9 protein-coding genes and 1 tRNA gene are annotated in these 18,716 nt (G+C 69.9%); 2 read left to right on the forward strand and 8 right to left on the reverse strand.

Annotated features, from left to right (window positions below; genetic code table 11):
- Positions 1-87: 87 nt before the first annotated feature.
- From D457_RS0101205 to D457_RS0101225, 5 genes are all read right to left on the reverse strand, one after another.
- Positions 88-3,417 (reverse strand): AAA family ATPase, encoded by a 3,330-nt coding sequence (locus D457_RS0101205; protein WP_017578811.1) that lies wholly within the window; start codon positions 3,415-3,417, stop codon positions 88-90.
- 95 nt (positions 3,418-3,512) lie between these two features.
- On the reverse strand, positions 3,513-5,156 hold the full coding sequence (locus D457_RS0101210; protein ID WP_017578812.1) for a right-handed parallel beta-helix repeat-containing protein: 1,644 nt from the start codon (positions 5,154-5,156) through the stop codon (positions 3,513-3,515).
- A gap of 140 nt (positions 5,157-5,296) precedes the next feature.
- Positions 5,297-5,369, reverse strand: a tRNA-Thr gene (locus D457_RS0101215).
- A gap of 92 nt (positions 5,370-5,461) precedes the next feature.
- Complete coding sequence (locus D457_RS0101220) at positions 5,462-7,009, reverse strand: alpha/beta hydrolase (protein WP_017578813.1); 1,548 nt, start codon at positions 7,007-7,009, stop codon at positions 5,462-5,464.
- Between the two features lie 143 nt (positions 7,010-7,152).
- Positions 7,153-8,325, reverse strand: a complete 1,173-nt coding sequence (locus D457_RS0101225) for a DNA polymerase III subunit delta' (RefSeq protein WP_017578814.1) — start codon at positions 8,323-8,325, stop codon at positions 7,153-7,155.
- A 235-nt stretch (positions 8,326-8,560) separates the two neighbouring features.
- Between D457_RS0101225 and D457_RS37875 the strand changes: the two genes are divergently transcribed.
- Both D457_RS37875 and D457_RS0101235 read left to right on the forward strand, forming a co-directional pair.
- Entirely contained in the window at positions 8,561-9,871 is a 1,311-nt protein-coding gene (locus tag D457_RS37875; RefSeq protein ID WP_239645976.1) for a hypothetical protein, read from the forward strand.
- 410 nt (positions 9,872-10,281) lie between these two features.
- Positions 10,282-11,058 carry a hypothetical protein gene (locus D457_RS0101235; RefSeq protein ID WP_017578816.1) on the forward strand — a complete coding sequence of 259 codons (777 nt, stop codon included), beginning with the start codon at positions 10,282-10,284 and terminating at the stop codon, positions 11,056-11,058.
- 118 nt (positions 11,059-11,176) lie between these two features.
- Here the strand turns inward: D457_RS0101235 and tmk are convergent, their stop codons facing one another.
- From tmk to D457_RS0101250, 3 genes are all read right to left on the reverse strand, one after another.
- Entirely contained in the window at positions 11,177-13,294 is a 2,118-nt protein-coding gene (gene tmk / locus D457_RS0101240; protein ID WP_017578817.1) for a dTMP kinase, read from the reverse strand.
- Positions 13,295-13,598: 304 nt separating this feature from the next.
- Positions 13,599-16,445, reverse strand: a complete 2,847-nt coding sequence (topA, locus tag D457_RS0101245; protein WP_017578818.1) for a type I DNA topoisomerase — start codon at positions 16,443-16,445, stop codon at positions 13,599-13,601.
- A 693-nt stretch (positions 16,446-17,138) separates the two neighbouring features.
- Complete coding sequence (locus D457_RS0101250) at positions 17,139-18,518, reverse strand: hypothetical protein (RefSeq protein WP_017578819.1); 1,380 nt, start codon at positions 18,516-18,518, stop codon at positions 17,139-17,141.
- Between the last annotated feature and the right edge of the window lie 198 nt (positions 18,519-18,716).

Here is an 18,716-nt window from a genome sequence, read left to right on the forward strand (position 1 = left end):
AGGGTCGGTCAACACCCCCGGAACCGCAGGTCCGGGCTGGGCTGACCCCCTGGCCACTCACCGATCACACAGTGTCTCCGCCGGGTCTCACAGCGCGCCGACGTCCTCCGGCAGCAGCAGCTGGAGGTCCTCCTTGCCGACCGTGTGCCCCGCCTGCGCCTGCGCGTTGAGCCGCCACGCCTGCTTGCCCTGGGCCGCTTCGAAGAGCTTGCGGACCTCACGGCCGTTGCCCTGCGCGTACAGCGCCGCGCCCCGCTCGAACACCCCGGCCAGTGCCTGACGGGTCTGGTCCGGCACCAGGAAGTCGGAGCCCTGGGCCATCCCCGTGAAGATCCCCACCAGGTCGTCCCGGCCGTAGGGCTCAAACTCCACCGTCCCGGAGAACCGCGAGTCCAGGCCGGGGTTGCTGGCCATGAAACCGGCCATCTCGTCCGTGTAGCCGGCCGCGATCACCACGACCTCGTCGCGGTGGTCCTCCATGAGTTTGAGGAGGGTGTCGATGGCCTCCTGACCGAAGTCGGAACCGGAGGCCCCCTCGCGCGCGAGCGTGTACGCCTCGTCGATGAACAGCACCCCACCCCGGGCCCGCTCGAACACGTCCTTGGTCTTCTGCGCCGTCTGCCCCACGAAGGCACCCACCAGGTCGCCCCGGGCCACCTCGACCACCTGCCCCTGGGCTAGGACGCCCAGCGCCGCCAGGAGCTCGCCGTAGATCCGCGCCACCGTGGTCTTACCGGTACCGGGAGGCCCGGAGAACACCAGATGCTGCGGAGGGATGTTACCGCTGAGCCCGGCCTCCTGCCTGCGCCGGGCGGCCGCGATACGGGTGATGATGCCGGCCACCTCGTTCTTGACCCCGGCCAGCCCGACCATCCCCTCCAGCTTGGCCAGCAGGGCCTGGGTCTGGTCGGCGTCCCTGGGCGCGCCGACCCGGGCGGACAGGCCCGTGTCCACCACGCCCTCGAGGTCGGCGGGCAGGATCAGGGAGAGGTCCGCGGCGCTGATGTCGTCCAGATCCGCGAGCCGGTCGGCCTGGGCCTGGAGTACTTCCTCGAAGAGCCGCCGCGCCTCCCGGCCATTGCCGAAGGTCTCGTCCCGCTTCTGCTTCTGGAAGTGCTGGACCAGGGTCTCGCGCACGCCCTCGCCGAGCTCGTTGCTCTGCTTGGCCGCCAGACGCTCGAAGATGGTGGTGAGCTGTTCGGGCGAGTAGTTCTCGAACTCGATCGTGTTCGACACCCGGGAGCTCAGCCCCGGGTTCGAGTCGAGGAAGGTCCGCATCTCGCTGGAGTAGCCCGCGAAGATGATGACGATCTCGTCGCGCAGGTCCTCCATGAACTTGATGAGGGTGTCGATGGCCTCCTGGCCGAAGTCGGAGCCGGAACCGAACTGCCGGGACAGCGCGTACGCCTCGTCGATGAACAGCACCCCGCCCCGGGCCCGTTCCACCACTTCGGTGACCTTGGCGCTGGTCCCGCCCAGGTGCTCGGCCACCAGGTCCTGCCGGGCCGCTTCGACGAACTGCCCGTTCGACAGCACGCCCAAGGACCGCAGGATCTCCCCGTACAGCCGGGCCACCGTGGTCTTGCCGGTACCGGGAGGCCCCGAGAAGATCATGTGGCGGCTCATGGGTGGCACGGGGAGCCCGGCCGCGGCCTTCTTCGCGTTGACCTTCAGGAGGTTGACGAGGGAGCGGACCTCCTTCTTGACCCCGTCCAGCCCGACCATCGCGTCGAGTTCCGCGAGGAGCTCCTCCAGGGGCCTGGCCTCCCCCTCCGGCGTGTCCGGTCCGACGGAGGCGTCCTCCCCCGCCACGTGCGCCTGGACCTGCTCCTTCACCTTGTTGTCGGTGAAGGTGGTGTCGTCGACCTGGACGGTGGCGTCCTCGTGCGAGTCCATCCCGTAGCCCTTGTTGCCGGTGATCTCGCCCCGGAGCAGCCGGGCCCGGCTGCTCTCGTCGATGACCCAGACCCCGTTCTGTGCGCCGTCCCGAATCGTGCAGTCCTCCAGGGTGACGCTCCCGCCCTGCAGGACCCCGACCCCCTGCCCCTTGCTCTGGCTCACCGTGGACGAGCGCAGCGTGAGGCGTGCGCCCTCGACGTAGACGGAATCGTAGGCGGCCTCGGAGATGTCGACGTCCTCGGCCTCGACGAACGCACCCGACATCACCAGCATGCCGTTGCTCTCGGCCTTGGCGGTCCGCAGGCCGCGTACCTTGACCGTGCTGTCGTCCTTGACCACGAGCCCGCCCCAACCGCCCTCGGCGGTGATGTCGGTCAGGGTCGCGTCGGACTTCACGGTGATGGCCACCGGTCCCCTCGATCCGGACGCCCGCACCCGGTTGAGCTGGAGCCGGGAGCGCAACATGGAGATACCGGCGAGGCCCTCGTTAGTACTGGGGAGGGGGTCCCGCATCTCGATGTCGGACAGATCGATCTGTGCGTCGACACCGAAGACCGCATGGTTCCCGAGTCGGCTGAAGGTGAGCCCGCCGCCGGTCACGCTGCCCTTCGTCACGTGAAGAGCGATGCCCGTCAGGTCCTCACAGGCGAGACCGTTCGCCGTCAGGGCCGCGTCGCTCACGCTCAGGGCCGCGGAACTCATGTTGCTGATCCGCGCGCCCTCGATGCTCCCCGAAGCGCCTTCGATGAAACTGATCGAGGGGTGGTCTTCCTCCCCGCCGGACACCAACAGATTGCTGAACTCCGCGCGGGTGTCCCTGCCCCGCACCATGATCGGCAACCACCTCTGCTCGGGAAGCGAGATGTTGGTGAACCGCGCTTTGGCACCGCCGAGCACGGCCACCGCTGCCCCGGCTTCGCTCCCGCCGTCCTTGATGACGCAGTCGGTGACCGTGATCGAGGCGCCGTCAACGGTCAGGCTGTTCCACTCGGGGTTCCCGCCGCTGAATTCGACCGCGTTCACCTCCGGACGAGCGTTCTTCTCGATGCGGAGTACGGCCCTGCGGAAGGTGGCGTTGCTGATCTGACCGCCGCCCTCGAACCAGCGGACACCGGCCCCCACGAAGGTGCAGTTCAGCAGTTCCTGTGTGCGGCCGTTCAGTTCTATCCGGACGCTGCCTTCGAACCAGCAGTCGACCGCCTTGAACCGGCTGCCTTCGTGCGTGTACAGCGACGGGTACTCAGAGCTGTTGCCGACGATCTTGACGCCGTAGAGCTCCAGCTCACCCTTGACGTTGAAGACGTTGCCCTCCTGGGGCCCCGCGACCACCACCGTCTCGGGCCCCTGGGCCGGCACCACGACCAGTTTCCGTTGCACCCCGACGCCCCGGGGCTCGATGTAGTAGCCCGGATCAACCTGGAGGTACAGGTCCAGATTCGCGTACCGAGGGTCCCTGACCGCGTCCCCGAGGGAGGAGAAGGCTCGGGGATCGGTCTTCGACACACGGACCGTGTACATGCGGCGGCTCCTCGGGGGTACGTGGGGGTACGAAGGGAGGGGTACTCAGGGGATTACGGGCACAAGGGGCATGTGTGCGCTATGTACGGTAGCGCTCACTCCGCCCCCTCCGCCAAGTACACCCAGTCTCCGCCGCCGTTGTCCCGGAGGACGACGTCGCGCATCTCCACGACCGCGTCCGAGTGTGCCTGGACGCCCGCCAGCGCGTTGCCGGTGATCCGGGAACGGAGTAGCTTCACCTGGCTCTTCGCGCCGCGCACGCTGACCCCGACGCCGTGCCCGTCCCGGACCACGGTGTCCTCCAGGGTCAGCTCAGCGCCCTCCTCGACCGCCGCCCCGGCCCCGGCAGTACCGCTGACCGTCACCGAGGTCAGGTTGAGGGAGCCGCCCCGGGACCACACCGCCGTGTCCCCGGTACCGGAGACCAGGGCGTCCACCACCGTCAGGGAACCCCTGTCGTTCGTGCTGAAAGCCGCGGCCCCGCTCTCGGTGACCCGCGCGCCGTGCACCCTGACCGTGCTGATCCCGAGGGCCATGACCGGTTTCCACACGCGCTCAGCGGAGACCGACGTCAGGGTCGCCTGGGAGTCGTCGGAAGTCAGGATCACCGTTCCGGTCAGCTCCGAAGCCCTGACCCCGTCCGCGTCCAACCGGCTGTCCGACAGGTAGAAGCCGCTGGCATCGTTTTCGGCACCGGGGAGCCTGGCCGTGAACTCGACGTCCGCCAGCTCGATCCGGCTCCGGAGAGCCGCGATCGCGTACGAACCCAGTCGTCTGCAGACGAGCCCGCGGCCCGAGAGTCTGCTCTCCTTAACGAAGAAGGCCTGTGCTCCGGTGTTCTCGACGACCAGGTCCTCGACCGTGACCGTTCCTCCCTCGCTCACCGTCACGGCGGTGGAAGCGGCACCGACAGCATCAATCCGGCTGGCCGCGAAGCTGACCTCGGCGCCCAGGCCGATGGCGATCCCGGACTTCTCGTTGGTCCATGCGGTCAGGCTGAATCCGTTGAAGGCGACACGGGTGCCCTCGCCGACCGCGAGTACCGAGTAGTCCGGGCTGCCGGTGATCGAGAGGTTGTTGAACCGGGCGTCGGACCCGTCTTTGACGATGAGCGAACCGCCTTTGGCTTTCCCGAAGCTGGACATGACGCAGTCGGTCACCATCACGCTGGAGTCGGCGATGGTCAGGGAACCTTGGTCATAGTCGCTGAACCGCACCGAGCTGACTGTGGGGTTGACCGCGCGCCAGAAGGTCAGGCCCGCCCCTCGGAAGACGGCGTCGCGCACGAAGCCGCCGGTCCCCCGCTTCCAGTAGAGATCGCAGCCGTCGAAGCGGCAGTTGACCACCTCGGTACCGTCCCCGTTGACCTCGACCTCGGTGCCGGAGGTGAACACGCTGTCGACGGCCTTGAACCGGGTCCCCTGCTCCGCAAGGACCGTCGGGGAGTCCGGCATGTCGGCCCTGCCCCGCACGTGGATCCCGTACAGCTCCAGTGCGCCCCGGTCCCCCTTCACGACGAACACACTGTCCGCCGCCGCCACGGAGATCTCCACGGTGCCAGGCCCCTCGACCGGAACGATCATGACCCTGGAGGTGATCTCCAGGGCGTAGGGCTCCGCGTACCGGCCCGGCTCCACGTGGAGGTACAGGTCCGTGTTCGCGTACCGGGCATCCCGGAGGACCGCCCGCAGTGAGGCGAACGCGTGGGGGTCGGTCTGTGAGACCCGAGCGGTGTACATCCGAATGCTCCCGGTTCGGGGGACTTTGTGCGCTACGTACCGTAGCGCCACCGCCGGGAAGCGTGCCGTCGTCCCTGGGGACCGGCCCCGTCAACGCCTCAGGCCCGTCCGGGATCTCCCGGACGGGCCTGAGGTGGCTGAGCCGCCTATCGGAATCGAACCGATGACCTATTCATTACGAGTGAATCGCTCTGCCGACTGAGCTAAGGCGGCACACCGGCACGTGTTGCACGTGCCGAAGCAGAAACCAGTCTAACGCCTCCGATGAGTGGCGCGTACCGTTTTCCCGGCCGCCCGGATCACGGCTAGCCGACCTCGTCCGCGCGAGGACCGGCACAGGCCATCCCGTCGTCCGGTACGGCCAGTTCCAGCAGGTAGTCGTCGACCATCGTGTCCACGCAGTCATCGCCCATGCGGTAGCCGGTGTGGCCGTCGCCGTCCCGGGTGACCAGGAAACCCGAGTCCAGCTGGGCGGCGAGCGCCTCGGACCAGGCGTAGGGGGTGGCGGAGTCGCGTGTGGTGCCCACCACCATGATCGGGTCGGCGCCCGGGGCGTTGAGCTCGGCGAGCGGGGCCACCGCCTCCTCCGGCCAGAACGCGCAGGCCAGAGCACCCCAGGCCAGCATCGGGCCGAACATCGGCGATTCCTGGGCGGCCTCGGCCGCCGCCTCCGCGTAGGCCTCCACCTCGCGGGGCGCCTCCGAGTCCGAGCAGTTCACGGCGACGAGCGCCGCGGTGGAGTTCTCGTACTCGGCCAGGTCGCCGCGCCCGTACAGGTCGTCGCCGAGCAGCAGCAGTCCGGTGCCGTCGCCGCCCTCCATGGCGTCGGTGAGCGCCTCGCGCACCCGCGGCCACCAGTTCTCGGTGTACAGGGCCGCGAGCACGCCCAGCTCGGCGCGGGCCCGGTTGACCTCGCGGTCGTCGTCGGTGGCACTGCTGAGTGGCTCGGCCGCCGTGTCCGCCAGGAAATCGTCCAGAACCGCGATGCCCTGGTCGACGCTGTCCCCCGGGCTACCGAGGGGGCAGTCGGGTCTGGTCAGGCAGTCCTCGACGAAGGAGCGCAGCGCCGTCTCGAAACCGGTGGCCTGCTGCACGCTCACGCTCAGCTGGTCCTGGCTGGGGTCGACCGCGCCGTCGAGCACCAGGGCGCGAACTCGCTCCGGGAACTGCTCGGCGTACTGCGCGCCGATGTGCGTGCCGTAGGAGGCGCCGAGGTAGGTGAGCTGCTCGTCGCCGAGCAGCCCGCGCAGCACGTCCATGTCGCGGGCGACGTCGGCGGTGCCGATATTGCGCATCAGTTCGGGGTCGTTCTCCTCGCAGGCCTCGACGAAGGCGCGGCTCTTGGCCTCGATCTGGTCGAGCCCCTCGGGGCTGAGGTCGGCGAGATCGTCGGCCTCGCCGTAGTCGGTTCCGAGGTAGTCGTCGATCTCCTCGGCGTCCAGGCAGGTCAGCGGGGTGCTGCGGCCCACGCCGCGCGGGTCGAAACCGACCACGTCGAAGTTCTCCCGCACCGCCTCGCTGACGCTGTAGGGGGCGTGGTCGACGAAGTCGAAGCCGGAGCCGCCGGGGCCGCCGGGGTTGACCAGCAGGGAGCCGATGACGTCGTCGCCGGTGGCGGGGAAGCGCTTGACCGCGATCTCGATCCGCTCCCCGTCGGGGTCGTCGTAGTCCAGCGGCGCCTCGAAGACCGTGCACTCGCTGCCGGGCAGGCCGCTGTCGCACTCCTCCCAGAGGAGCTCCTGCTCCGCGACGTCCACCCGGGTGCCGTCACCGCCGCCGCTGTCCTCGCCGGCCGTGTCGCCGCCCGCCGTACACCCGGAGACCAGCACCGCCCCAGTGAGCAGTACCGCCAACGGACCCCGAAGCCTCGTCCCCACCCGTAACCGCCTTCACTCGAATCCCGTAGCCGCACTATTGTCCCGGGCTCCGCGACCGCCCGTACCCCGAGCCCGCCGCCCCGAAGTGCCGGGATCCGCCCCCGGCCCCGCATCGTGGCCTAGCCTGCCAGGAGCGCGGAGGTCATCGCCTCCATGGCGATCTGCGGGTGCACGTTGGCCGCGATCCGACCACGGCAGGCCATGATCGCGTCGATCCTTCTGAGCGTGGACTCAGGGGTACCGGAACGGGCGATCCGCTCCAGGTCGCCGGAGCGCTCGGCGGTGGACAGCTCCACCGTCGCGCCTAGCTGGAGGGCGAGCACGTCCCGGTAGAAGGCGGCCAGGTCGAGCAGGGCCCGGTCGTAGGAGTCCCGCTTGATCCGGGTGGCCCTGCGCTTTTGCCGTTCGTCCAGGTCCTTGAGGGCCCCCGCCGCGCCGCGGACCGCCTTGGCCACGCCCTTGCCGGTGGAACCCTCGCCGAAGGCCGCCTTGAGGTCGTCCTTCTCCTTCTCGTTGAGGGCGGTGGTGAGCGCCTTGGACTCCTCCTCGGCGATCTCGAACAGGCGCGCGGCCGCGGTCACGCAGGCGCCGAGTCCGTCCAGCCCGGCCGGGATGGACAGGACCTCCTCCCGGCGGCGGCGCGCCTCCGGGTCGGTGGCCAGCTGCCGGGCGCGGTCCACCCGTCCCGCGGCGGCTCTGGCGGCGGCCTCGGCGGTGACCGTGTCCACCCCGTCCCGCTGGACGAGGGCGTCGACGATCTGTCTGGTGCCGGGACTGGCCAGGGTGACCAGACGGCAGCGGGAGCGGATGGTGATGAGCAGGTCGTCCGGGGTGGGGGTGCACAACAGCCACACCGTGCGCGGCGAGGGTTCCTCCACCGCCTTGAGCAGCGCGTTGGAGGCGGCCTCGGTGGCCCGGTCGGCGTCCTCGAAGAGCACGATCCGGAAGTTCCCGCCGGACGGCTTGGACCCGGCGCGGAGCACGAGGTCACGGGTGGCGGCCACACCGAAGCTCAGCCCGCTGGGCTGCACGTAGAGCATGTCCGGGTGGGTTCCGGTCAGCACCTGATGGCAGGAGTCGCAACGTCCGCAGCCCCCGACCGGGCATTGGAGGGCGGCCGCGAAGGCACGCGCTGCCTCCTCCCGGCCGGAGCCGGGCGGGCCGGTGAACAACCAGGCGTGGGTCATGCCGGCGCCGCGTCCCCCGGCCAGGAGATCGGCCGCACCGGCCACGGCGCGCTTCAGCTGTGCGCTCGCCGCCGCCTGGCCGACGAGGTCGTCGAAGACCGTCAAGCTTTCCCCCCGGACCGCATGGAATGTCAGGCTTCCACAATAGGAGCCCGCACCGACACCCGATCCGTTTTCCACAGGCCTTTCCCGGACCCTCTCCCCCATCCCGGTGAAGCGGTCACCGACGCGCCCCCCGTCCTCCGGTTTTCCGCACGGCCGGACCAGGTCAGAAGGGGCCCGAAAGTGAACGCGGGCTCCGCGGACGGGGAGGCGCCGCCGACTCACGGAAGGGGAACACGTGTCGAAGGCACGCGGGATCACCATGCTGATCGCGTCGGGCGCCATGGTCGCGGGGGTCGGGCTCGCCGGGGCTCCGGCCGCGCTGGCAGACGGCCCGAACACGCCTCCCGAGGTGGTCGCCACCATCGAGGCCGCGTCGTGGCCCGTCCTCTCGGAGGGCGACGGCCGCTGGGAGGTATCGGTCGTGAAGTCCATGCTCTTCGACTTCGGCTACCTCGACGTCGTTCCACGCTGTCGAGCACTTCGACGAGCGGCTCACGGCCGCCGTCAAGGACTACCAGACGGCCAAGGGACTCACCGCGGACGGCGTAGTGGGTCCCCGGCCGGGACACGGTCGCGCCGGTCCTACGATAATGAACCCGTCCACCCCCGACCGCACGGAGCGCCGGTGAGCCAGCCACCTCCCCCGCAGCCACCGCATGGCCCACAGCACTCCTCCGGACCGCAGCACTTCCCCTCCGGCCCGCACCGGTCCCCGTACGGGCCGCCCGCACCGCCCGAAAGCCTGTCCACCGGCGCCAAGATCGCCCTCGGCGGTGCCGCCGCGGGCACGGTCCTGCTGGTCCTCATCCTCATCGGATACTTCGTGTGGGTGCGCCCAGGGGGAACCTCCCTCGTCGCCGAACCGCCGCCCTCCCCCTCCGGGGCCGTCGAGCCCGAGGGAGAGGAGGAGCCGCAGGACGGGCCGCAGGACCCCGAGGACCAGCCCGGAGACGGAGACGGGGACGAGGCCGGACCCCAGGACCCGGGCACCCCGCCGGAGTTCGCCGACTTCGAGGTCCAGGAGTTCAGCGGGAGCGGCCGGACCACCGTCGAGATCGAGACCAACGAGGAGCCGCGGATCCTCTCCATCAGTAACAAGGGGGCCGGGGGCATCTCCGTGTGGTCCGTGGACTCCGAGGCCGAGACGCAATGGGAGCTGATCCGTCGGGGTGGCGGGTACGAGGGGCGCCTCCTGTTGGCCCCGCCGAGCCTGATCGACGACTATGACGCCCTGCTGATCCACGCCGACGGCGACTGGGAGATCAGCCTGGAGCCGCTGTCGGCCGCGGACCACTGGGAGGCCACCGAGACGGAGTACGGCGGCAGCGGTGACGATGTCGTCCAGCTGCTCTGGTCCCCGAACAACTTCTCCACGCTGGACGTGACCCACACGGGATCGAGCAACTTCTCCCTGCGCTCCTACGACAACACCGCCACCAGTTCGCTGGTCAACGAGATCGGCGACTACGAAGGCCAGATGACGCTGACCCTGCGGACCGTCCTGATCGAGGTCCAGTCCCAGGGCTCCTGGACCATCACCCGCTGACCCCGCCCGGCAGGGCGCCGAGACTCGCGCTCCCACCCCGCGGGCATCCCGGCTACATTGGGCACCGACACGCGCCCCCGCTCAGCGAACGTGCACCTTTTTATCCCCCATGAGAGCTCGGAGCGCACGTGACCCAGCCCCCTCCCCCGCCCCAGCCTCCCCACGGCCCAGGCGGCCCGCAAGGCCCTCCGCCTCCCTACGGCCCCGGCGGACAGGGCCCCCAGCAACCTCCCCACGGCCCAGGCGGCCCGCAAGGCCCTCCGCCTCCCTACGGCCCCGGCGGACAGGGCCCCCAGCAACCTCCCCACGGCCCAGGCGGCCCGCAAGGCCCTCCGCCTCCCTACGGCCCCGGCGGCCAGGGCCCCCAGCAACCTCCCTACGGCCCGCCGCAGCAACCGCAGCAACGATCCATGTCCACCGGCGCCAAGGTCGGGCTCGGCTGCGGATCCCTCTTCGTGATCCTCCTCGTCCTCGCCGTCATCGGCGCCTGCATGTCAGCGCTCTCCGGCACCACCACAGCCGACCCCCGCCCCGCGGTCACCGCAGAGGAGAGCGAGGAGGAGCAGGCGGAGGAAACCGCCGAGGTCGAGGCGGCCGTGGAGGACGAGGAACCCGAGGAGGAGGAAACGGAGGAGGCACCGGCCTTCCCCGAGCACGAGACCCTGGAGTTCAGCGGGACCGGCGACACCGTCGTCGAGGTCGAATTCCACGACGACGCGCGCATCGCACGGTTCAGTCACAACGGATCCTCGAACTTCGCCGTGTGGGCCCTGGACTCCGAGGGCGGCAACAGCGACCTGCTGGTCAACGAGATCGGCTCCTACGACGGGAGCGTGCTCTACAACGGAGGCCCCCGCGAGGAGATGGCCGCGCTGGAGATCAGCGCCGACGGGGCCTGGGAGATCTCCCTGGAACCGCTGTCGGCCGCGACTAGCTGGGGTGACTCCGACGACGAGTTCACCGGCAGTGGCGACGACGTCGTCCAGCTGGAGTGGACCCCTGAGGGGCTCACCACCCTGGACATGGCCCACGACGGCTCGAGCAACTTCGCGATCTGGGGTTACACCGACACCAGCCGCGACCTGCTCGCCAACGAGATCGGCTCCTACGACGGGCAGACGACCCTGACCGCGGGCACTCTCATCCTGGCGGTCACCGCGGACGGCACCTGGACGCTCACCCGCTGACCCCGCCCGTACCGGACCGAACAGCCCGAAGGGCCCCTCCCACCGCGCGGGGAGGGGCCCTTCGTACGTTCTCGGGACGCTGTCCGGCGCCCGGTCAGGCGCCCGGCTACACGTGCTGTTACGCCTCCTGCTCGGGGCGGATCACCGGGATCATGCCCGTGACCGCCTCCGAGCTGGAGTCGATCGGGTCGGGCAGCAGCGGACGCAACCGGCGCTGGATCTCCCGGGTGATCTTCTCCTGCGGCTCCCGGGCGTCGAGCACCAGGTAGCGGTCCGGGTTGGCCTCGGCCAGCGAGCGGAAGCCCTTGCGGACCCTGGTGTGGAACTCCACCGACTCCGACTCGATGCGGTCGGCCGGGCCGCCCAGACGGGACAGGCCGTCCTCGGGCCGCACGTCCAGCAACACCGTGAGGTCCGGAACCAGGCCCTGGGTGGCCCAGGCGCTGATCTCGCCCACGTCCTCCACCGCCAGGTCGCGCCCGGCGCCCTGGTAGGCGAGCAGGGAGTCCACGTAGCGGTCGCTGATCACCACGGCGCCGCGGCGCAGCGCCGGAAGGATCTCCTGCTCGACGTGGTCGGCCTTGTCCGCCGCGTAGAGGAGCACCTCGGCGCGGTCGGTGATGTGCGAGTTCTCGCGGTCCAGCAGAATGCCGCGCAGCCGCATACCGAGCTTGGTGGCACCCGGCTGGCGGGTGCCCACCACCTCGAAGCCCTGGTCGCGCAGCCACACCGTCAGCTCGCGCACCTGGGTGGACTTGCCCGCGCCCTCGCCGCCCTCCAACACGATGAAGGCGCCGGTGAGCCGGGCCTCCTCCTCTTGTTCGGCCGTGGGGGTAACCCCGCGCAGGGCCGCGAAGAGTTCGGGGAGCAGGCCGGGCCCGGCCTCCGGGTCGCCGGTGTTGGCCTGCCGGTAGGCGACGACCGCCGCGATGACCGCGATCAGGCCGCCCGCCATCAGGACCAGGCCGCTGCCGTACAGGTCGTAGGTGAGCGGTCCGCCCAGCGGGATCTCGTGGTCACCGGCGAACCCGACGGCCAGCGGGGCCAGGATGGCGCCCAGGAGCAGGGCAAGACGGCCGGTGCCGTGCAGGAGGGCGAATGCGGAGTCGCGCTGCTCCTCCTCCACCTCCACGCTGATCAGCCCAGTTCCGGTCACCCAGGTCAGACCGGTGCCCAGGCCCAGGACGAGGGCCAGGACCGCGGAGAGCACCATGTCGGAGATGGCGCCGGTGAACAGCAGGGCCAGCGCGCCCAGGACGACGGCCACCCCGAGCAGGCGGCGACGGCTGAACTGCTTGAGGACGCGCGGCCCGGAGACCACGCCCAGCCCCAGGCCCAGGAAGAGCGCGGCGACCAGGATGCCGAAACCGGCGTTGCCCGCGCCGAGGTTCTCCACGTGCGGTCGGCCCACGCCGAGGACGAGACCGCCCGCGGCCGCGGTAACGGCCAGGCCGGTGACCACACCGCGGACCAGCGGGCCGCTGCCGACCGCGGTGCGACCGGCGAGGACCGCGTGGATCGTGTTCGCGTCCCGGTTGGGGCTCAGCGAACCCTTGGACACCGCGTGTTTGGGCAGCGGCAGCGAGGCGACGACAATCGCCGCGACGAAGAACGTCAGGGCGTTGAGGTAGAGGGCGACGTCAGCCTCGGGATTGGCCATGGACGGCACGAGCGCGCCGAGCAGGTTGCTGACCGAGGCCAGCGCGGCGAACAGCAGGGCGGCGACCGGAGCGGCCCCGTAGGTCGCCAGCAAGGTCAGTTTGTTGGCCTGGCCGAGCATCCGCTTGGGGACGAGGGTGGGGATCGTGGCGTCCCGGGCGGGGGTCCACAGGAGCGCGACGATCTCCGCGAGCAGGCTCGCGATCAGCAGCCACTGCAGCGCGAAGCCGGAGGACAGCAGCCCGACGACCGGGATGGAGACGTAGAGGAGACCGCGCAGCACGTCGCCGCTGACCATCGTCCACCGCCGGTCCAGCCGGTCCGCGAGAGACCCGACGAGGGGGCTGAGCAGGACCGCGGGGGCGAGTTTGATGGCGACGACGCCGGTGACGGCGAGATAGTGGACGAGTGTGGAGCTTTCGGCGGTGAAGATGGCCGCGAGGGACACCAACGCCAGCAGGCTCAGCCAGTCCCCGAGGCTGGAGAGGGAAAGCGAGATCCACAGCCTTCTGAAGGGTGTGATCGCGAGGACGTTCTGCGCCTCGGCCGGCGCTCCCAGGGGTGCAGATCTGCTCATAGCGCTCAAGATTATCGATGAGGGGGATAGGAACTGACAGGCGTGACCACCTGTCCAGGGAATTCGGGGGATACGTTCGGGGTCACACACGTTTCGGTGGCCCCATCCGTCAGGCACACAGTAGTACGGAAGATCATCCCCGAACAGAGGATGAAGTTGCGTATCCGTTGCGATACCCCGGTACACCACTCACCCGAGCGCCCCGTGTGGGAACGCCCAGGTGAGTACGTGTGACCGCGATCTGCCTACTCTGTGTTGGCTACTTCTGTGCTGCCTACTTCTGTGCTGCTTGCCCTGTGCCCGCTTACTCCTCGGCGGCCTTCTTCGCGGTGGTCTTCGGCTCACCGGTCTTCTTGGCCGCGGGCTTCTTCGCCGCCGCCTTCTTGACCGTGGTGGTGGCCGTCTTCTTCGCGGTGGCCGTCTTCTTCGCCGGAGTCTTCTTGGCGGCGGGCTTCTTGGTCGGTGCCTTCTTCTTGGCGGGCGCCTTGGCCCGGCGCTCGGCCAGCAGCTCGGCAGCGCGCTCGTCGGTGATCGACTCGACCTCGTCACCCTTGCGCAGGGAGGCGTTGACCTCGCCGTCGGTGACGTAAGGACCGAAACGGCCGTCCTTGATCACCATCTTGGCGCCCGACGCCGGGTCCTCGCCGAGCTCGCGCAGCGGCGGGGCGGCGGCGCGGCGCCCGCGCTGCTTGGGCTGGGCGAAGATCGCCTGGGCCTCCTCCAGGGTGACCGTGAACATCTGCTCCTCGGTCTCCAGGGAGCGGCTGTCTGTGCCCTTCTTGAGGTAAGGACCGTAGCGGCCGTTCTGGGCGGTGACGTCGTCGCCGTCGATCTGGCCCACCACGCGGGGCAGGGACAGCAGGCGCAGCGCGTCCTCCAGGGTGACCGTGTCCAGGTCCATGCTCTTCAGCAGCGAGCTGGTGCGCGGCTTGACCTTGGCGGCCTTCTTGGCCTTGGGCTTGGTCTCGCCCTCGGGCTCCTCCGGCTCCGGGATGACCTCGGTGACGTAGGGGCCGAAGCGCCCGGACTTGGCCACGATCATGTGGCCGCTCTCCGGGTCCTCGCCGAGTTCCCGGTCCCCGCTGGGCTGGGCGAACAGCTCCTCGGCCTTGGCCTCGGTGAGCTCGTCCGGCGCCAGGTCCTCCGGCACGTTCACCCGGACGCCCTCGCGGTCCAGGTAGGGGCCGTAGCGCCCCACCCGCAGCACGATGTCGGTGCCGGGCAGCGGGATGGAGCTGACCTCCTTGGGGTCGATCTCCGTGATGTGGTCGCCCACCAGCGCCTTGAGCCCGGTCTCCTCATTGCCCTGGGCGTCCTGGCCGCCGAAGTAGAACCGGCGCAGCCAGGGCAGACTCTCGGCCTCGCCCTTGGCGATGTCGTCGAGGCTGTCCTCCAAGCGCGCGGTGAACTCGTAGTCCACCAGGTTGCCGAAGTGCCGCTCCAGCAGCTGTACCACGGCGAAGGCCAGGAAGGACGGCACGAGTGCCGTGCCCTTCTTGAACACGTAGCCGCGGTCCAGGATGGTGCCGATGATCGAGGCGTAGGTGGAGGGGCGGCCGATCTCCCGCTCTTCCAGTTCCTTGACCAGGCTGGCCTCGGTGTAGCGCGCGGGCGGCCGGGTGCTGTGCCCCTCGGCCTCCAGGCTCTGCGCCTTGACCGGGTCGTTCTCGGCCATGGCGGGCAGGCGGCGCTCGCGGTCGTCCAGGTCGGCGGCCGGGTCGTCGGAGCCCTCCACGTAGGCCTTGAGGAACCCGTGGAAGGTGATGATCTTGCCGCTGGCGCTGAACTCGGCGACCTCGCCGTCGGTGGAGGTCCCCTCGATCCGCACGGTGACGGACTCACCGACCGCGTCCTTCATCTGGGAGGCGACGGTGCGCTTCCAGATGAGCTCGTAGAGGCGGAACTCGGGGCCGCTCAGGCCGCTCTCGTTCGGGGTACGGAAGGTGTCGCCGGCGGGGCGGATCGCCTCGTGCGCCTCCTGCGCGTTCTTCACCTTCTTGGCGTACACGCGCGGCTTGTCCGGCAGGTAGTCGCCGCCGTACAGGCGCCGCACCTGGTTGCGGGCGGCGTTGACCGCGCTGTCCGACAACGTGGTGCTGTCGGTACGCATGTAGGTGATGTGCCCGTTCTCGTACAGCCGCTGGGCGACCTGCATGGTCTGCTTCGCGGACAGGTTGAGCTTGCGGGACGCCTCCTGCTGGAGGGTGGTGGTGCGGAACGGCGCGTACGGCGAGCGACGGTAGGGCTTGCGCTCCACCGACTTGACCGCGAACCCAGCCCCGGCCAGGCGCTCGGCCAGGCCCCGGGCGGTCGCCTCGTCCAGGTGGCGCACGTCACGGTCGGCGCGGATCGTGCCCTGGGGACCGAAGTCACGTCCGGCGGCGATGCGTTTGCCGTCGACGGAGACCAGCGTGGCGGGGAAGGCGGAGGGCCCCTCGGCGGCACCGGCGTCGGTCGCGTCGAAGACCGCCTTGAGGTCCCAGTAATCGGCGGAGGTGAACGCCATGCGCTCGCGCTCGCGCTCGACCACCAGCCGGGTGGCCACGGACTGCACGCGGCCCGCCGAGAGCTTCGGCATGACCTTCTTCCACAGCACGGGGGAGACCTCGTAGCCGTAGAGGCGGTCCAGGATGCGCCGCGTCTCCTGGGCGCTGACCAGACGGGTGTTCAGGTCGCGCGTGTTGTTCGCGGCGTGTTGGATGGCGTCCTTGGTGATCTCGTTGAAGACCATCCGGCGGACGGGGATCCGGGGGTTGAGTTCTTCGCGCAGGTGCCAGGCGATGGCCTCGCCCTCGCGGTCCTCATCTGTGGCGAGTAGGAGTTCGTCGGCGTCCGCCATGAGCTCCTTGAGCTTCTTGACGTGCGCCTTCTTGTCGGTGTTGACGACATAGAGCGGTTCGAAGTCGCCGTCCACGTCCACGCCGAGCCGGGCCCAGGGCTGCCCCTTGTACTTGGCGGGGATCTCCGCGGCCTTGGTAGGCAGGTCGCGGATGTGGCCGATGCTGGACTCCACGACGTAGCCGCGCCCCAGGTAACCGGCGATGGTCTTCGCCTTGGCTGGTGACTCGACGATGACGAGAGCGGTACCCGCTCCTTGACCTGCCTTGTCCTTCGAGCCGTTCTTGCCGGCGCTGCCCTTCGTGGGTGGCACGCTGTTTCCCCTACGTCTAGCCTTACGTGTTCTGTCGGCCGCGGTCCTTCGGATCCCGTGGGAACCGACAGTAACCGAACTACAGGCACTCCCCCGTCGGTGAGCGGGCCTGATCCCTCATTCGGGGCTCACCCCGCGCGGACTCTCGGCCCTTACCCACCGGCACCCGCAGAATAAGCGCTACCCGGACCGGTACCGGCCCCTAACGTGCGCTACCGGCCGTGGCGGCGCTCTCCTTCGCACCGTTTCCGGCTCTGGCGAGCACCCGGAACACCCTTTCCCAGTGACTTGCATCACACTTGAGCGGTTCAGGGTGTCCCTGCCTCCAGAATGCGGCGAGTCCTCCCGGATATTCCCGGGAGGACTCGGCTCACGTCCTTCAGCCGGTGGTCGCCACCTCCGCGCTCCCGCAGTCCACCGCGTTCCATAACGGAACGGGAGGGCGGAGGCGACTCACCACCTGCGTTTCGAACACCCTGCGCTTCGAAACACAGTGCTTCGGACGTCTACGGCACCTGGGTGCCGGTAGCGGGGACACTGACCCTTTCCACCGCCACCGCCGCGCCCGGGGGTCCGGCTTCCCGCAGTCCACCGCGTTCCATAACGGAACGGGAGGCCGCACTCCCCTGGTTCGACGGGTGGCCGTGTCTGGGCACACCCCCCGCTCGACCCCTCGCGGAGCCGTTCTGGTCCCTACAGGCCCACGCCCACGGCGCCCAGCAGGTCACCGACCGGGTCGACGGAGGGGATCTCGGTGGCCTCGGGCAGTTCCTGCGCCCGCTCGGGGGCGTGCTCCTCGACCGACTGGGCGGCGGTCTCGCTCAGGTCGTAGCCGACCGGCAGCATCTCGGAGACGGGGACCTCGGGCAGCTCACTGACCAGCGGGATGCTGTCCAGGGCGGAGGACTGCGACTCGGTCTCGGCGCTCTGGCGCACGATCTTGGCGTCGGAGTCGGTCGCGCTGGCACCGGCCACACCCGCGACGGCGCCGACCGCGTTGCCCGCGACGTTCACCGGCACGTCGGCGTCGGCGACCAGCTGGTTGCCGCCGGCCAGGGAGCCGTTGCCGGAGGTCGCGATGTGGCGCTTGGGCTCCTTGATCACGGCGTCGCTGTCGGTGGCGGCCGCACCCGCGACGCCACCCACGGCGCCGACCGCGTTACCGGCCACGTTCACGGGGACGTCCAGGTCCAGGACGGCCTGGTTGCCGCCGAGCACGGAGCCGTTGCCGGAGGTGGCGATGGACTGGTGCTCGCGAACCGGGGCGGACTGGTGCTCGACCGGGGCGGACTGGCGCAGGACGCCCGCGTCCACACCGGAGGTGTCCGGCAGGAGCTGGACGTTGTCGAGGGCTTCGGCGACCAGGTCCTGCGTGGTCACCGGAGCAGACTGGTGCTCAACCTCGTGGTGGTAACCGTTGTCGTGGCCCTTGTCGTGGCCCTTGTCGTGGCCGCCGTGGTGGTGGCTGTTCCGGACGATCGCGTCGGCGTCGGTGGCCGCCGCACCCGCGACGCCGCCCACGGCGCCGATCGCGTTACCGGAGACGTTCACGGGGACGTCCAGGTCACCGACGATCTGGTTGCCGCCGATGAGCGAGCCGTTGCCGGAGGTGGCGATGTCAGGGCTGTGGCCCTTCTTGTGGCCCTTCTTGTGGCCGTGGCCGTCGTGCACGACCTTGGCGTCGCTGTCGGTGGTGGAGGCGCCCGCGACGCCGCCCAGGGCGCCGATCGCGTTACCGGAGACGTTCACGGGGATGTCGCCGTCGACGACCAGCTGGTTGCCGCCCAGGATCGAGCCGTTGCCCGAGGTGTGCACCTCGTTGCGGTGGCGGTCGATCACCTTGGCGTCGGAGCCGGTGCTGGAGGCGCCCGCGATCCCGGCCACGGCGCCGACGGCGTTGCCGGTGACGTTGACGGGGACGTCGGCGTTCAGGACGGCCTGGTTGCCTCCCAGAACCGAACCGTTACCGCTGGTGGCCACGTCGCTGTCGGCGAAGGCGACGCCGCTGCCCAGGGCCACGAAGCCGGCCGCCAGGAGCACGGACTTCGCGGAGGTGCTAGCCCACTTACGCATGTGGGAAGTCCTTTCGAGTGAACGAGTAGATGAGAAGGTGTCGTGCTGTGGGCCACAGGCCGTTCCACGCCCCTGGGTGGGGCGCGGGCCTTCGGCCAAGGCCGGGGATCATCCGGTCGGCTCCGCACCTGGTCGGTGCGGGTCTGCCGGGCTGTCGGGTGCGGCCGCGTCCGTCTTCGCTGGCTGCGTGCGGACGTT

Origin of the sequence: Nocardiopsis valliformis DSM 45023, from assembly GCF_000340985.1 — a bacterium.
Taxonomy (GTDB): domain Bacteria; phylum Actinomycetota; class Actinomycetes; order Streptosporangiales; family Streptosporangiaceae; genus Nocardiopsis; species Nocardiopsis exhalans.

What these genes read in the sequence shown, in the direction of transcription:
- D457_RS0101205 (WP_017578811.1), bottom strand. Translation starts at nt 3,417, where the DNA reads ATGTACACGGTCCGTGTGTCGAAGACCGATCCCCGAGCCTTCTCCTCC.
- D457_RS0101210 (WP_017578812.1), bottom strand. Translation starts at nt 5,156, where the DNA reads ATGTACACCGCTCGGGTCTCACAGACCGACCCCCACGCGTTCGCCTCA.
- D457_RS0101235 (WP_017578816.1), top strand. Translation starts at nt 10,282, where the DNA reads ATGTCCACCGGCGCCAAGGTCGGGCTCGGCTGCGGATCCCTCTTCGTG.
- tmk (WP_017578817.1), bottom strand. Translation starts at nt 13,294, where the DNA reads ATGAGCAGATCTGCACCCCTGGGAGCGCCGGCCGAGGCGCAGAACGTC.
- D457_RS0101250 (WP_017578819.1), bottom strand. Translation starts at nt 18,518, where the DNA reads ATGCGTAAGTGGGCTAGCACCTCCGCGAAGTCCGTGCTCCTGGCGGCC.